Here is a 14,467-nt window from a genome sequence, read left to right as displayed (position 1 = left end):
GGTGCAGATGTCGCAATCCACACCGAACCCGGAGGCCCTTCCTCATGCCAAAACGATCAATCCCCGTACCTAACCTCTGTGGTCAGTACAGCTAGCCCTCGGGCAGGAGGGCGGCCAGCAGGTGCTCGCGAAACAGGCGGGCCGCGGCCGACAGGTAGGCCCGCTCCCGCCAGATGAGCCGCTGGACGCGCTCGCAGCCGGGCGCGTCCAGGCGGAGCAGGACGATCGGCGGGCCCGCCGGGTGGGCGGCCGACCAGGCCGGGACGAAGCCGATGGCCAGCCCGGCGCTGACCAACTCGACGACGGCGTAGGCCTCGTTGGCCTCGCACGCGTACACCGGCTCCATGCCCGCCGCCGCGAACAGCCGCTCGATCATCGTGCGCTGCCAGTGGCCCGGGGGCGTGGTCGCGATGCGCTCGCCGCGCAGATCGGCCATCGTGGCGTGGGTACGCCCGGCCAGCCGGTGGGCCGGCGACACCGCGAGCAGCACGTCCTCGGCGGGAAACACCCGCTCGCCGAACCCGGCCCCCTCCAGCGGCTGCGAGGTCAGGCAGAGGTCGACCTCGCCCTCGCGCAGCCGGAGCGCCATCGTGTCGGCGCCCGACTGAAGCAGGCGCACGCCGACACCGGGATGCGCGGCGATGAAGCTCTTGACCGGCTCGACGAGCATGATCAGCGTCTCGGAGGCCACCGACACGCTGCCCCGGGTCAGGCCGGCGGCGTCGGCGAGCTCGCGGCGCCCGTCCTCCAGCTCGCCCAGCGCCCGATCCACCCGCCGCAGGAACGCCGCGCCGAACCGGTTGAGCCGCACCCGGCGCCCCTGCCGGTCGAACAGCGGCACCCCGAGGTCGGCTTCGAGACGCGCGATGGTCCGGCTGAGCGACGGCTGGGCCACCCGCAGTTCCTCGGCGGCCCGGCTGATGTGCTCGTGCCGGGCCACGGCCTGGAAGTAACGCAGCGGCAGCAAATCCATTATGCCTCTAAAGCTATGAACTGATGGATATTTCGGTCTTGGACAGCATATGTCGAGGTTGCCTACGGTCGGCGGCGTGGACCTCTTGGATCTGGCCCGTCTCCAGTTCGCCCTCACCACCGGCGTGCACTGGCTGTTCGTCATCCTCACGCTCGGCCTCGTCCCGCTGGTCGCGGTCATGCACACCGCGGCGGTGCGCGCCCGCGACCCCGACACCAAGGCCGCCCGCGAGCGCATGACCCGGTTCTGGGGCGGGCTGTATGTGATCAACTACGCGCTGGGCATCGCGACCGGGCTGGTGATGGAGTTCCAGTTCGGCCTGAACTGGAGCGGGCTGAGCAAGTTCGCCGGCAACGTCTTCGGCGCCCCGCTGGCCCTGGAGACGCTCATCGCCTTCTTCGCCGAGTCCACCTTCCTCGGCATGTGGATCTTCGGGTGGGGGCGGCTGCGGCCCTGGCCGCACGCGGGCCTGATCTGGCTGGTGACGCTGACCGCCTACGCCTCGGCGTACTGGGTGCTGGTCGCCAACGGCTTCATGCAGGCCCCCACCGGTTACGTCATCCGCGACGGCGTGGCCTACCTCACCGACTTCGGCGCCCTGCTGACCAACCCCAGCGCCCTGGTGGCGCTCGGCCACGTCATGGCGGCGGCGCTGCTGACCGGCGGCGTCTTCGTCGCCGGCATCAGCGCCCATCACCTGCTGCGCGGCCGGGAGGAGTTCCGCCGCCCGCTGCGCTCGGGCGTCCTGGTCGCGGCCGTGGCGAGCCTGGCCGTCTACGTCGTGGGCGCCCTGCAGTACCCCCTGCTGGCCGCGACGCAGCCGATGAAACTCGGCCTGCTGTCCGGCGGCGCGGGCGTGGAGCACCTGCAGAGCGCCCTGCGGGCCGCCCACGGCCCCGGCGACTACATTCCGCCGCACTGGGCCGTGTGGGGGCAGTACGCGATGCTCTGGCTCGGCTACGTCCTGGGCCTGGTCGCGCTGTTCGCCGTCATGATCGTCTTCCGGGAGCGCCTGACCCGGCGCCCGGCCGCCGCCGTCGTCATCACTGTGCTGGCGGCGCTGCCCGCGGGGGAGTTCGCCGGCGGCCTCGCCTTCGGCGAGGCGGGCCCCCACCGGCTGCCCATCTACGCCGCCGTCGCGCTGCTCATGGGCGCCGCCCTGCGCTACGGCGGGCGCCTGACCCGCCCGCTGCACCGGGTGCTGATCCTCGCGATCCCGCTGCCGTTCCTGGCCTCGGTGGGCGGCTGGGTCCTGCGCGAGACCGGCCGCCAGCCGTGGGTCGTCTACGGCGAGCTCACCACCGCCCAGGCCCTGTCGCCGGGCGTCGGCCACGGCGCGATGCTCACCTCGCTGCTCGGCTTCGCGCTCGTGCTGGGCGCGCTCGCCGTGGCCGACTGGACGCTGATCATCCGCTACGCCCGCCGTGGCCCCGACGCCGCCCACCTCGGGCAGCCGGCCCAGGCGCGCCCCACCTTCTGAGAGGAACGGCTCCATGGACATTCTCTGGCTGGCGATCCTGGGCTTCCTGCTCACCGGATACTTCGTCCTGGGCGGTTACGACTACGGCGTACAGCTCGCGCTGCCCTTCACCGCCCGCGACGAAGGCGGGCGCGACGAGAGCGCCCGCCGTCAGACGCTCGCCGCCCTCGGCCCGTTCTTCTTCGGCAACGAGGTCTGGCTGATCGGGGCCGCGGGCGTGCTGTTCGGCGCCTTCCCCATCCTCGAAGGGACCCTGCTGTCGGGCGCCTACCCGCTGATCGTGGCACTGCTGCTCGGCCTGGCCGCCGGCAAGAGCGCGCTCCAGCTACGCGGCCGGTCCGCCAGTGCTTTCGACAGGCGCGTCTGGGACGTCCTGCTCACCGCCGGCGGGCTCGTCCCCGCGATGGCGCTCGGCATGCTGATCGGGCTGCTGCTGACCGGCGTCCCGCTGCACGGCGGCCACAGCTTCACCCTGTCGGCCGGTGAGGTCCTGCACCCGTTCGTGCTGCTGTGCGGCCTGAGCACCGTCCTGGTCTTCGCCGCGCACGGCGGCGCCTTCCTCGCCCTGCGCGCCGACGGGAGGGTGGCCGCCCGCGGCGCCGCCTTCGCACGGCGGGCGGCGGCGTGGGCGATGATCGCGGCGGTGACGACGGCCGCGGCCGGGGCCGCGCTCGGCGTCCGGCCGGCCAACGCGGCGCCCGCCATCGCGGCGGCCTTCGCCCTTCCGGCCCTGCTGGCGGGCGCCCGCGCCGCCCTGGCCGCCGCCCGGCCCGGCCTCGCCTTCGCCGCCACCGCGGCCGCCGCCGCACTCCCCGTCGTGGCCACGGGCCTGGCCAACTACCCGTACCTGCTGGTCTCCTCCGTCACGCCGGGCGCCGGCCTGACGCTGGCCGAGTCGGCGGCCGACGGCGCGACGCTGCGGATCCTGACCGGCTTCGGCGTCGTGATCGTCCCGGTCATCCTCGGCTACCAGGCCTTCCTGTGGTGGGCCTTCCGCGGCCGCGTCGCCCGGCCCGGCTACTTCTGACCCCGCCTCGGGCCGGGGGCTCGCGCCCACCTCGGGCCGGGTGGTATTCAGGGGGATCTGCACGAAGATCCCCCTGCTGCGGAAGGTCTCCATGACCGGCCCCTTCGCCGGCCGTACCCTCGACGGCCTCGCCCAGGACCTGCGCCAGGCGCGCACCACGTCGGCCGAGCTCACCGAGCTGGCCCTGGACGCGATCGCCGGGCCCGGCGCCACGCTCAACGCCTTCGTCGCCGTCGACGCCGCGGGCGCCCGCGCCGCGGCGCGGCGGGCCGACGACGAACGGGCCGCCGGAACCGGCCGCGGGCCGCTGCACGGCGTGCCCGTCGCGGTGAAGGACCTCATCGGCGTCGCCGGGCTGCCGCTCACCATGGGATCGCGGCACTTCGCCGCCCACCTCGCGCCCGCCGACGCCGCCTGCGTGCGGCGGCTGCGCGCGGCCGGGGCGGTCATCGTCGGCACGACCACGACCCACGAGTTCGCCTACGGCCCCACGGGCGACCTGTCGGCCACCGGCCCGGTGCGCAACCCCCGGGACCCGGAGCGGATGACCGGCGGCTCCAGCGCCGGCAGCGCGGCCGCGGTGGCGGCGGGCCTGGTGCCGCTCGCGCTCGGCACCGACACCGGCGGATCGGTCCGCATCCCGGCCGCGTTGTGCGGGGTGGCGGGGTTCAAGCCCGCCTACGGCGCGATCTCCGCCGACGGCGTCTTCCCGCTGGCCCGCTCTTTCGATCACGTCGGCGTCCTGGCCGGCTCGGCGCGCGAGTGCCTGCTCGCCTACCGCTGCCTGAGCGGCGACGGCCCCCAGGCAGAGGAGACCGGAAGGGCGGATGACAGCCCGCCCAGGGCCCCGCGCGTGGCCTGGCTCGACCCCGCCGAGCTGTCCGCGCTCGACCCGCAGGTGGTACGGCTCGCCCGCGCGGCGGCCGGCTCCCCGCCGGAGATCGGCTGGCCAGAAGGCCTGGCCCACGCCCTGCGCGAGACCTACGCCGCCATGCACAGCGGCGAGGCGGCCGCCGTGCACGCCGACCGCCTGGCCGCCGCGCCGGAGCTGTACGAACCCGAGACCCTCCAGCGACTGCACGCCGCCAGGCAGGTGCCCGGCTGGCGCTACGTCCGGGCCATGGACGCGCGCGCGGGCCTGGCCGTCGCCGCCGAGGCGCTGTTCGAACACCATGACGTGCTGGCCCTGCCGACCGTGCCCATCACCGCCCCGCTCATCGGGCAGCGCGAAACCGCGATCGACGGCAGGCCCGCCGCCGTGCGCGCCACCCTGCTGGCCCTGACCAGCCCATGGAACGTGCTGGGCCTGCCGGCCCTGTCGCTCCCGGCGGGTACGGTGGCCGGCCTGCCCGTCGGCCTCCAGCTGATCTGCCGTCCCGGCGACGAGGCGCTGCTCTTGCACCCGCGCGGCTGAGGCGGTGGTTCCGCCGACGGCATACCCCCAGCGAGTCCGCAGCCGATCGTGCGCGGCGCCCAGAAGGATGACGGGTGTCGATCCACCAACGATGAGGAGCCGATGATGTCGACGCGCATGACGACGGACGAGCGGGAGAGCTTCCTGGCCGGTACGCACATCGGGGTGCTGAGCGTGGCCGACGCCGATGGCGCCGGCCCGATGGCGGTGCCCATCTGGTACGGCTACGAGCCCGGCGGCGAACTCACCTTCGCCACCAGCCCGGACAGCCGCAAGATGGCCCAGATCCGGGCCGCCGGTCGGGTGACGTTCACGGTGCAGCAGGAGGAGATGCCGTACAAGTACGTCACGATCGAGGGGCCGGTGCTCGGCTACGAGCCGGTCGACCTGCAGGAGTACCGCAGCTGGTCGATCCGGTATCTGGGGCCCGAGGCGGGGGAGCGGTTCTTCACCTCGGCCGAGGGATACATCCGCTCGATGCAGACCGTCCGGGTACGCCCCGAGCGCTGGCTCACCTACGACTGGGGCAAGGAGTTCACCAGCTGAATTGACGAAATATGTAGACCGGTCTAGTTTGGCGATATGGGACACAAGGGGGCAGAGACGCGCGAGCGCCTGCTGGACGCGACACAAGACCTGGTCGAGGCCGCCGGATACTGCGGCGCCGGGCTCAACCAGGTCATCGCGCTCAGCGGCGCGCCCCGCGGCTCGCTCTACTTCCACTTCCCCGGCGGCAAGGACCAGCTGGTCGCCGAGTCGGTACGGCGGGCCGGCCGGCACATCGGCGAGGCCATGGACCACCTGGCCGCGACTTCCGCCACGGTGGCCGAGTTCGCCGAGGGCATGCTGCGCCACCTGGGCGACCGGCTGGAGGAGTCGGGCTGGAGCAAAGGCTGCCCGGTGGCCACCGTCGCGCTGGAGACGGCCGCCACCAGCGACCCGCTGCAGCAGGTGTGCTCGCAGGTCTACCGCTCGTGGGAGGCAGCCCTGCGCGCCCGGCTGCAGGGCCGTCCGGACGCCGACGACCTCGCGCTCACCGTCCTCGCGCTCGTCGAGGGCGCGCTCCTGCTGGCCAGGACGCATCGCGACCGGGAGCCGCTGAACCGCGTCTCCCGCCAGATCGCCGTGCTGCTGCGCTGACCTCGCCCGCCGTGCGACCGGCGGGCTCTTTTCTGACGAAAAAATATGTAGATCGATCTATTTAGGGAGTTCTGTGGACGCGATCGTCTTCGGCGCGAGCGGCTTCATCGGCCGCCACCTGGTCGCCGAACTGCTGGCACGGGGGCAGCGGGTGGCGGCGGCCGTCCGCGAGGACACCCTCACCGCGTGGCTGGAGGCCCGGGGCGTCGTCACCGGCGGGCTGAGCGTCGTCACCGCCGACATCACGCGCCCCCTCGCCGGGCTGCCCGGCGCGCGCGACGTCTACAACACCGCCGGGCGCTACGCCTTCGGCCTCACCCGGCAGGCGGCTCGGGCGGCCAATGTGGCCGGGGCGCTCAACGTGCTCGACTGGGCCGCCACGCTGCCGGATCTGCGCCGTCTCGTGCACGTCAGCGGGTACCGGGTGAGCGCGGCGAGCGGGCCGCCGGACTACGCGGCGCTCGGCGCGTACGAGGCCTCGAAGATCGAGGGCGACCTCGCGGTGCGGGCCGGGGCCGCGCGGCTCGGGGTGCCGCTGACCATCGCCAACCCCAGCGCCGTGATCGGGCCCGGCCAGTACATCGGCCCGGCCACCCTCGTGCGGGACCTGTGGAACGGCAGGCTGCCCGCGCTGCCCGGCGGCCCCGCCACGTTCGTCCCGGTCGTGGCGGCCGGCTACTTCGCGCGGTTCCTGGCGGAGGTCCCGGCCGGGCCCGCGGGCGAGCACTACTGGGTGCTCGACGACGACACCCCGCACCTGCCCGAGCTGATCGGCCTGATCGCCGCCCACCTCGGGGTGCGGGCGCCCCGCCGGTCCATCCCGGCCGGGCTGCTGCGGCGCCTGCCGCGCGCGCTGACCGGGGCCGACCCCGAGACGCTGTCGTTCCTGTCGGCCGAGCGCTATCCGACCGCCTCGGCCCAGGCGTTCGCCGCACGCGCGGGCCTGCGGACACCGCCGGTCGAAGACGTGCTGCGCGCGTGGGCCGACGACCTGGTGGGCACGCGCTTCGGCGCCGCGACGCCCGCGCTGAGCCCGTACGGGTTCCACGACGTCGCGGGCAGCCGCACCTGGATCATCGGGGAACGCCACCGGCCCGCGTACGTCCTGCTGCACGGGTTGCCGATGAACGCCGACCTCTGGGCGCCGCTCCTCGCGCACCTCGACGGGCCGGTCCTGGCGCCGGACCTGCCCGGCCTGGGCCGCTCGGCGCCCGCGGCGTCCACGGACGCCTGGATGGAGGACCTGATGGGCCCGGTGGGGACCCGTCCCGTGCTGGTCGCGCACTCGCTGGCCTGCGGGCCCGCGCTGCGCTTCGCCGCCGGGCATCCGGAGCGCGTCGGCGCTCTCGTCCTGCTCGCCCCGGCCTTCCTGCAGGCGCCCGGCGCCCGGATCACCCGTTCTGGCCTGGCCGTAGCGACGCTGCGTCGTATGCCGGCCGCCCGGCTGGCCGGGATGCTCGGGGTTCCCGAGGGGCCGGAGGTGGCGAGCGCCACGGCGGACCTGCGCCGCCCCGGGGTCGCGCGCCGCGTGGTCGCGGCCCTGCGCACCGCCGTCGCCGAGCGCGAGCAGTCCCGGGCCCTGCTGAAACGGGCGGGCGTCCCGGTCCGGATCGTGACGGGCTCGGCCGACCCGCTCACCGTGACGGCCGGGCATCCGGTGACCGAGATAGCCGGCGCCGGTCACTACCCGCAGCTCACCCATCCGATCGAGGTGGCACGGGCCGCGCGAGGGCACTGAAGCGGCGTGTCAGCGCCGCAGGTCACGCCCGGCGAAGATCAGCCACAGGTACGGCAGCGGCAGCATCGCCAGCCAGAACAGGTGCGCCTGGTCCCAGTACCCGAACCCGCACGTCGGCGGCCAGAGCCGGACCTGCTCGGGCAGCAGGATGGTCCCCAGCACCAGCGCCATCTGCACCACGACCGCCGCCATGGCCGCCTGCCGCCCCGGCGCGAACCGCACCGCGCTCGCCGCGGCCGCCAGCGCGATGCCGAGGCAGACGCCCATCTCGACGAGCAGGTCGCCGACCGGGAACAGCGCGTCGTCCGGCAGGCGGGTCAGGACATAGGCGAAGGCGGCCAGCCAGATCGCGATCGCCACGCCGCCCGGCAGCAGGCAGCGCAGCGCCTGAGGCACCCAGCGGGGGACCGCGGCCGCCCCGAGATCGGCGGACATGGCGTCGACCAGCCCGAACGCCGCCGCGGCGCCGAGCAGCGTGCCGCAGACGCGCATGAGCACGAGCGCGTCCCCGCCGGGCAGCACCTGACCCAAGCCCACCAGGCTCACCAGCGCGGCGGTGAGGACGGCGACCACGGCCAGCGGCGCCCAGTCGATCGCGCGGGCGAGGGGACGCACCAGCAGCAGCGCCACCCGCAGGCGAGACGGCGGGGAGGCCGTGCACGTGGCGGCCTCGGAGTGGGCGGTTACAAGCACGGTGTCGCTCCCATCGGCGCGGTGAACCTGCGTTCCAGCCCGAGCAGCGGCAGGGCCTGGTCGATCGTGGTGGTGGGCTTCATCAGCGTGTCCCAGTGGGCCACGACCTTCTCCCGGGCGCCGGGGACGGCGAGCAGCAGCGTGGCGTAGCCGGTCTCGGCAGGCCCCCAGTCCAGGCCGGACCGCCGTCCCACATTGAGGTCGACGTACAGCTCCCTGCGGGCCTCGGGCGGGGCGACCTGGCCGATGAGCCAGTGCGCCACCACCGTGCGGGCCTGGCCCCGCACGTCGCACAGCCTGCTCGGGCCGAGGTCGTGGTTGCGGCCGGCCGCGTCGTTCAGCCCGGTCGCCCAGAACGCGGCGTCCTCGGCCAGCAGCCTGCGCTGGTCGGGGTGGCCCCAGCTCATCGGCGCCCCGATCGCGGCGTGCTGCGTGGCGAAGTGCCAGGTGGGGCTCACCTGCCGGACCGCGGGCGCCTGGGCGCGGCGCGCGGCGGGCAGCGCCGCCATCACCGGGCCGACCGCCCGCTCCCACAGCGGAATCCAGGACGCGTAGCCGGGGAAGGCGCAGTAGGTCAGCCCCCGGCGCGGCGTGCAGCGGTAGGCGTCGGGGCCGAAGTAGCGCTCGCGGACGCGGGAGTCGACGTGGCCCACGGTCAGTTCCACGTTCGTGGGGAACTGCGCCGGTGCCGGGGTGGACGCCGCGGCGGCCCCCGCAGGCACCGCGACGGCCAGGGCCAGCACCGCGGCCGCGGCGGGCGCCGGCCGTACCCGATGCCGGAGCAGCGCGAGCGCGGCGAACAAGGCCGCGACGGCGAGCACGTACACCAGGTGGAGCAACGACGGGCGGTCGGGCCAGTCCGCGCGGTGGACCTGCATCACCGGCAGCAGCCAGCCCGCCGGGCCGTTGGAGGGGTTGGTGAAGATGAGGAAGCCGAGCACGGCCACCACGATCGGCCCGGCGATCAGCCACCGCGCCCAGCGGCCGACCGCCACCCCCACGGTGGCGGCCAGGACCGTGGCGGCCACCGCCGTCAGCGGCTCGGCCACGTCCAGGCGGCCCCCGGCAGGACCGCTCAGCAGCCGGATCGCCAGGTAGCCGCTCATCGCCAGCGCGGCCGCCGACCCCGCGACCAGCGGGACGGCCAGCAGCAGGGCGCGCGTGCGGTGCTCGGCCCGGCCGGGCAGCCCGGCCAGGCTCTCGGGCATGCCGTGCCGGCCCTCGCGCGAGGCGGCCAGGCTCGCCACGACCAGCACCGCCGCGCCCAGACAGGTGAACACGCCCGTGGCGTTGACCGGATCCATCGTGAGGTCGGGCTGGCCGTCCCGGCTCAGGAACGTCTGCAGCGCCACCACCAGCACGCTCGTCCCCCACACCAGCGGGTGCCTGATCAGCCGGCGCGCCTCCAACAGCAGCAGCCCGCGCGTCACGCCGCCTCCCCGAGCAGCATGAGGTAGCCGTCCTCGACGCCGGGCGGCGCCGCGTCCGCGGCCGGCGGGGGCGCGCCGAGCGTGCGGTAGCGGCCATCGGCCGTCTTCCAGAACAGCCGCGCCCCGTCGGGCGGCGACGGCGACAGCCACACGCGGCCCTCGGCGACCGCCGCCAGCCGGCCGGGCGTGCCGTCGAAGACCGCCCGCCCCTCCCGCATGACGACCACCCGCTCGCACAACGCGGCGACGTCCTCGGTCTGGTGCGTGGACAGCACCACGGTACGGCTCTCGCCCAGCCGCGAGACCAGCGCCCGGAACGTCATCCGCTGCTCCGGGTCCAGGCCCACGGTCGGCTCGTCCAGGATGAGCAGGTCCGGCTCGCCCAGCAGCGCCTGGGCCAGCGCGAGCCGCTGGCGCATGCCGCCCGACAGCTTGCGGACCTTCGTCCTGGCCTGGTCGGTGAGGTCCACCTCGGCCAGCACCCGGCGTACCTCGGCGTGGCGGTGCGCGCGGTCGGTCAGCTCCTTGAGTATCGCCACATAGTCCACGAGGTCGAAGGCGGTGAAGTGCGGGTAGGCTCCGGGGTTTTGCGGCAGGTAGCCGAGCCTGCGCCGAAGGGCGGTGCGCTGGGCGCGCTCGGCGGGGTCCAGGCCGAAGGCCTCGACCGTGCCGGCGTCGGGGGCCAGGGTGGTGGCCAGGCAGCGCAGCAGGGTGGTCTTGCCGGCGCCGTTGGGGCCGAGCAGGCCGGTCACCCCGGTGCCGAGCGTCAGGTGCAGGTCGTCCAGCGCGCGTCGGGCGCCGTAGGTCTTGGTCAGGCCGTTGATCCGGATCATCGGGTGCTCACTCGGTAGAGGCGGTAGGTCAGCAGGAGGACGGCGGCGCCGTACCCGATCTGCGGGGCGGGACCGAAGACGGCGATCCAGCCGACGAGCAGGCCGCCCGCGCCGACGATGGCCAGCCACACCCCGCCGACGGCGAGGGCGGCGATCGGCACGGGCAGCCGGTTGGACAGGGCCAGGCAGCCCGCGGCGGCGGCCAGCGCGGGCAGCAGCCACGCGGCGCTCAACCCGGGCGGCGCCGGCAGCAGCGGCGAGGCCAGCCCGGCCAGCACCACCGAGACCGCCAGCACCGCCGTGGCCCGCGCCAGCAGCAGCCTTGGCCCCCACATCGGCGTCGCCGCCACCAGCTCGTGGGCCGGATCGACGCGCGGCCCATAGGCGAGCGCGATGCCCGCCAGCGGCAGCACCGGCGCGAGGATCAGGAACACCGGCAGCAGCTCGGCCTGCTCGCGCGCCGCCAGCACCGCGAACCCCAGCACCGCCACCACCGCGACCAGCCACGCCCGGCTCATCGTCGGCGTCGCCGACAGCAGCCTGGCCAGATGGTCGGGCATGCCGCCGTGCCGCAGCACCCGCTCCGCCGGCCGCGGCCGCGCCGTGACCAGCTCGGCCTCCAGCCGCGCCCAGGACCCCTCAAGCCAGTCCTGCTCGTACGGCACCGCCGCCCGGCAGGGCGCGCACCGCCCCAGATGCGCGTCCACGGACATGGCCAGGGCCGGCTCCAGCGCCCCGGCGAGATAGCGTTCGCGCAGGTCATCGGGGATGTGCCAGCTCATGACAGCTCCTCGCGCAACCGGGCCCTGGCCCGCATCGCGCGGGTCTTGACCGTGCCTTCGGCGATGCCCAGGAGACCGGCGGCCTCCTTGGTGGTCAGACCGTCCAGGACGGTGGCCTCGATGACCGCCCGCAGTTCGGGCGAGAGCCTGGTCAGGGCGGTGCCGAGGTCGCCGTGCTCCACGTTGAGCAGCACCATGTCCTCGGCCGAGGCGACCGGCGAGGCGTCGTCCGGCTCGATGCCCGAGCCGATCCAGCGCCCGCCGCTGCCGCGCAGCGCCGAGATGAGCCGCCGGATCGCGATCGTCCACAACCATCCGGCCGCGTTCTCGCCGCGGAAACGACCCGCCGAACGCCACACCCCCAGGAACGTCTCCTGCAGCGCGTCGTCCACCGCGTCCGGATCGGCGCAGCGGCGCGCCAGCCGGGCGCGCAGCCACGGAGCGTGCCGCTGGTGCAACAGGCGCAGCGCGGCGGTGGCGCCCGCGGCGACGGCGGCGATGAGCTCGGCGTCGGTGCTGTCGCCGCTGACGTCGCTGACGTCGGGCGCCGCGCGCCGCCGGAAGGGGAACCGTCTCACACGGTATCTATCGCACCGTCCGTGCCCGCCGGTTCTGAGGATCGCGCGTCCGTGGCCCGCTCGATGGTCAGCGAGCCGGTCAGGGCGCGGTGCACCGGGCACTTGTCGGCGATCTCGTGCAGCTTGTCCCGCTGCGCGGCGCTCAGGCCGCCGGTGAGGGCGAGGTCCTTGACGATGGTGTCCTTGCCCTTCCTGCGCAACGACACCGTGACGTGTTCGAGCGGGATCCGCTTGGCGTCGGCGTACATGCGGACCGTGATCGACGTGCAGGCGCCGAGCGCGGCCAGGAGCAGATCGAAGGGTCCCGGACCGGAGCCGTTTCCGCCGAAGGAGCGGGGCTCGTCGGCGATCAGCCGGTGGCGGCCCGCCGTGACCGACTGCTGGTACCTGCCCGTGCGGGTCTCGGCCACCGTGACCACCCCCGCCTCGCCCACCGCCTCCGGCGCGGCCTCGAGGTAACGGCCGGCCCACGCGGCCAGGACATCGGCCACATAGGCGGCGTCCCGGCGGTCGGTGAGCAGGTGGTCGGCGCCGTCCAGGGAGACGAACGACTTGGGGTGGCGGGCCGCGTCGTAGATGAGCCGGGCGTTCTCCACACCCACCAGCTCGTCCTGCGGCGCGTGCATGACCAGCAGCGCACGGCGCAGCCCGGCGATGCGCTCGTGCTGGTCCTGCCGCCTGATGTCGCTCAGAAACTCCTTGCTGATCCGGAACGGCCGGCCCGCCAGCACCACCTCCGCCACCCCGCTCGCCTCGATCTCGGCCCGCGAGGAGCCGAGCAGATGCTCCACGTGCGTGGTGCCGGCCGGCGCGCCGATGGTGACGACCGCCCTGGCCTCGGGGATCAGCTCCGCCGCCGCCAGGACGGCGGCGCCGCCCAGGGAATGGCCGATGAGGATGCCCGGCGCGCCGATCGTCTCGCGCAGATGGCCGGCCGCGCACACCAGGTCGCCGACGTTGGAGGTGAACGTGGTGTTGGCGAAGTCGCCGCCCGACTGGCCCAGACCGGTGAAGTCGAAGCGCAGCACGGCCACGCCGCGCGCCGCCAGCCCACGGGAGATCCGTGAGGCGGCGACCGAGTCCTTGCCGCAGGTGAAGCAGTGGGCGAACAGCGCCGTCGCCACCACCGGCCCGGCGGGCAACTCCAGACGGCCGGCCAGCGGCTCCCCACCGGAGCCGGGGAAGAGCACCTTGGTGTGGTTCATGCACTCCAGTGTGCTGGAGCCGGTGGCCGGCCGGGCCGCGCCCCCAGCCACATCGGCAGCCTCAGGGTGGTGGGCGGGCCGTACATCGTCGGGGCGATCCTGGTGGCGTTCCTGACCACGACCTTCATGACCGGTCTTCCCCTCCGCCTCGGAACGTGTTCCTTCCCCGCAGGTCAGCTGAGGCGGTAGATCAGCGTGTCCGGGCCGTCCTGTGCCTGCACCCACAGGCGGCCCGTGCCGGGTTCGGGGGCGATCCGGGCGATGCCGGTCCCGCGCGGCAGAACCGTCCTGCGCCACCGGCCCTTCTCCCAGCGCAGCACGTACGGCCGGCCGCCCGGATTGGCCGCCAGCCACACCCCGCCGCTCGCGTCCACGGCCAGCCCCGCCACCCCGGTCCCGTCCAGGGGCAGCTCGACCCGCCGCCAGGCGGCGCCGTCCCAGCGCAGCAGCACCCGCAGCTCAGCGTGGTGACCCAGGCACCGGGACGCCACCGGCTCGGCGACCTGGGCCACCGCCCACGCCCCGCCGGGGCCGGAGGTCAGGCGCTCGATCGTGTAGCCCTCCCACGAACGGCACCCGAACGAGGCGACCGGCGGCGCGACCTGCTGCCGCCGCCCGTTCTCCCACCGCAGCATCCCTTCGTGGTTGACCAGCCAGGGCGGCGCCACCTTGGTGAACTGGGTGTCGAAGGCCTGGCCGCCGGTGGCGACGTCGCGCCACTGCGTGCCGTCCCAGTAGCGGATGCCGACGCAGACGCAGTCCTCGGGCCCGCCCTGCTCGCCCACCCAGACCCGGTCGCGAGCGGCCACCGCCTGCGGCCCGGCGGCGAACTCCCCGCGCGGGAAGGGCCTGCTCACCCACCGGCCCTGCCACTGCAGCGGCTGCTCCCCGCCGAACAGCCACAGGTCGTCACCGGCGGGCGAGGTGACCAGGTTGCCGTATGCGCTCCAGAAGCGCGGTGGTGTGCCCGCCGGGGCCCAGGCCCGGCCGTCCCAGCGCTGGAGCGCGCCGTCCTTGCCGATCAGCCACGCCTGGCCGGACGCGGTCGCCGCCATCGACTGGACGGCGGCCCGCTGGGTGAGGGTCAGCTCCCACACCGGCCTGGACGGCCCGCCGCCCGACAGGCAGGCGATCAGCAGGACGATGGCGGCCGTCACCCGCATACGGCTCCCTC

Annotated in this window: 14 protein-coding genes; 6 read left to right on the top strand and 8 right to left on the bottom strand. The window is 74.7% G+C overall.

Annotated features, from left to right (window positions below; genetic code table 11):
- Positions 1–91: 91 nt before the first annotated feature.
- Positions 92–973 carry a LysR family transcriptional regulator gene (locus ACIBHY_RS53315; RefSeq protein ID WP_397250465.1) on the bottom strand — a complete coding sequence of 294 codons (882 nt, stop codon included), beginning with the start codon at positions 971–973 and terminating at the stop codon, positions 92–94.
- Between the two features lie 76 nt (positions 974–1,049).
- Between ACIBHY_RS53315 and ACIBHY_RS53310 the strand changes: the two genes are divergently transcribed.
- The 6 genes from ACIBHY_RS53310 to ACIBHY_RS53285 all read left to right on the top strand — a co-directional run bounded on the left by ACIBHY_RS53310 (position 1,050) and on the right by ACIBHY_RS53285 (position 7,772).
- Positions 1,050–2,453: a cytochrome ubiquinol oxidase subunit I gene (locus ACIBHY_RS53310; protein ID WP_397310902.1), complete on the top strand. Its 1,404-nt coding sequence runs from the start codon at positions 1,050–1,052 to the stop codon at positions 2,451–2,453.
- Positions 2,454–2,466: 13 nt separating this feature from the next.
- Positions 2,467–3,480 carry a cytochrome d ubiquinol oxidase subunit II gene (gene cydB, locus ACIBHY_RS53305; protein ID WP_397310901.1) on the top strand — a complete coding sequence of 338 codons (1,014 nt, stop codon included), beginning with the start codon at positions 2,467–2,469 and terminating at the stop codon, positions 3,478–3,480.
- A 91-nt stretch (positions 3,481–3,571) separates the two neighbouring features.
- The gene (locus ACIBHY_RS53300) at positions 3,572–4,894 is read left to right on the top strand and encodes an amidase (protein ID WP_397310900.1); all 1,323 of its coding nucleotides are present in this window, start codon (positions 3,572–3,574) and stop codon (positions 4,892–4,894) included.
- 102 nt (positions 4,895–4,996) lie between these two features.
- The gene (locus ACIBHY_RS53295) at positions 4,997–5,440 is read left to right on the top strand and encodes a pyridoxamine 5'-phosphate oxidase family protein (RefSeq protein WP_397310899.1); all 444 of its coding nucleotides are present in this window, start codon (positions 4,997–4,999) and stop codon (positions 5,438–5,440) included.
- A 36-nt stretch (positions 5,441–5,476) separates the two neighbouring features.
- Complete coding sequence (locus ACIBHY_RS53290; protein ID WP_397310898.1) at positions 5,477–6,034, top strand: TetR/AcrR family transcriptional regulator; 558 nt, start codon at positions 5,477–5,479, stop codon at positions 6,032–6,034.
- Positions 6,035–6,107: 73 nt separating this feature from the next.
- Positions 6,108–7,772 carry an alpha/beta fold hydrolase gene (locus tag ACIBHY_RS53285; RefSeq protein WP_397310897.1) on the top strand — a complete coding sequence of 555 codons (1,665 nt, stop codon included), beginning with the start codon at positions 6,108–6,110 and terminating at the stop codon, positions 7,770–7,772.
- A 9-nt stretch (positions 7,773–7,781) separates the two neighbouring features.
- Here the strand turns inward: ACIBHY_RS53285 and ACIBHY_RS53280 are convergent, their stop codons facing one another.
- From ACIBHY_RS53280 to ACIBHY_RS53250, 7 genes are all read right to left on the bottom strand, one after another.
- On the bottom strand, positions 7,782–8,465 hold the full coding sequence (locus tag ACIBHY_RS53280; RefSeq protein ID WP_397310895.1) for a hypothetical protein: 684 nt from the start codon (positions 8,463–8,465) through the stop codon (positions 7,782–7,784).
- The gene (locus tag ACIBHY_RS53275) at positions 8,456–9,895 is read right to left on the bottom strand and encodes a hypothetical protein (protein WP_397310893.1); all 1,440 of its coding nucleotides are present in this window, start codon (positions 9,893–9,895) and stop codon (positions 8,456–8,458) included. Before ACIBHY_RS53275 ends, ACIBHY_RS53280 begins: the two co-directional genes overlap by 10 nt.
- Positions 9,892–10,728 carry an ABC transporter ATP-binding protein gene (locus tag ACIBHY_RS53270; RefSeq protein ID WP_397250445.1) on the bottom strand — a complete coding sequence of 279 codons (837 nt, stop codon included), beginning with the start codon at positions 10,726–10,728 and terminating at the stop codon, positions 9,892–9,894. Before ACIBHY_RS53270 ends, ACIBHY_RS53275 begins: the two co-directional genes overlap by 4 nt.
- Positions 10,725–11,510 carry a zf-HC2 domain-containing protein gene (locus ACIBHY_RS53265; RefSeq protein ID WP_397310891.1) on the bottom strand — a complete coding sequence of 262 codons (786 nt, stop codon included), beginning with the start codon at positions 11,508–11,510 and terminating at the stop codon, positions 10,725–10,727. Before ACIBHY_RS53265 ends, ACIBHY_RS53270 begins: the two co-directional genes overlap by 4 nt.
- Positions 11,507–12,088 (bottom strand): RNA polymerase sigma factor, encoded by a 582-nt coding sequence (locus ACIBHY_RS53260; RefSeq protein ID WP_397310890.1) that lies wholly within the window; start codon positions 12,086–12,088, stop codon positions 11,507–11,509. The genes ACIBHY_RS53265 and ACIBHY_RS53260 overlap by 4 nt, the downstream gene beginning before the upstream one ends.
- Positions 12,085–13,293, bottom strand: a complete 1,209-nt coding sequence (locus ACIBHY_RS53255) for an alpha/beta fold hydrolase (protein WP_397310889.1) — start codon at positions 13,291–13,293, stop codon at positions 12,085–12,087. Before ACIBHY_RS53255 ends, ACIBHY_RS53260 begins: the two co-directional genes overlap by 4 nt.
- Before the next feature lie 173 nt (positions 13,294–13,466).
- Positions 13,467–14,456 carry a hypothetical protein gene (locus ACIBHY_RS53250; RefSeq protein ID WP_397310887.1) on the bottom strand — a complete coding sequence of 330 codons (990 nt, stop codon included), beginning with the start codon at positions 14,454–14,456 and terminating at the stop codon, positions 13,467–13,469.
- Between the last annotated feature and the right edge of the window lie 11 nt (positions 14,457–14,467).

Source organism: Nonomuraea sp. NPDC050547, assembly GCF_044457345.1.
In the GTDB taxonomy this organism is placed as follows: Bacteria; Actinomycetota; Actinomycetes; order Streptosporangiales; family Streptosporangiaceae; genus Nonomuraea.
Note: the sequence above shows the minus strand (reverse complement) of the source record. Positions and strands in the feature narration are given on the sequence as shown.

Bases quoted from the DNA above. Each gene is read 5' to 3' on its own strand.
- ACIBHY_RS53295 (WP_397310899.1), top strand. From the start codon at position 4,997: ATGATGTCGACGCGCATGACGACGGACGAGCGGGAGAGCTTCCTGGCC.
- ACIBHY_RS53255 (WP_397310889.1), bottom strand. From the start codon at position 13,293: ATGAACCACACCAAGGTGCTCTTCCCCGGCTCCGGTGGGGAGCCGCTG.
- cydB (WP_397310901.1), top strand. From the start codon at position 2,467: ATGGACATTCTCTGGCTGGCGATCCTGGGCTTCCTGCTCACCGGATAC.
- ACIBHY_RS53265 (WP_397310891.1), bottom strand. From the start codon at position 11,510: ATGAGCTGGCACATCCCCGATGACCTGCGCGAACGCTATCTCGCCGGG.
- ACIBHY_RS53290 (WP_397310898.1), top strand. From the start codon at position 5,477: ATGGGACACAAGGGGGCAGAGACGCGCGAGCGCCTGCTGGACGCGACA.
- ACIBHY_RS53270 (WP_397250445.1), bottom strand. From the start codon at position 10,728: ATGATCCGGATCAACGGCCTGACCAAGACCTACGGCGCCCGACGCGCG.
- ACIBHY_RS53315 (WP_397250465.1), bottom strand. From the start codon at position 973: ATGGATTTGCTGCCGCTGCGTTACTTCCAGGCCGTGGCCCGGCACGAG.
- ACIBHY_RS53300 (WP_397310900.1), top strand. From the start codon at position 3,572: ATGACCGGCCCCTTCGCCGGCCGTACCCTCGACGGCCTCGCCCAGGAC.
- ACIBHY_RS53250 (WP_397310887.1), bottom strand. From the start codon at position 14,456: ATGCGGGTGACGGCCGCCATCGTCCTGCTGATCGCCTGCCTGTCGGGC.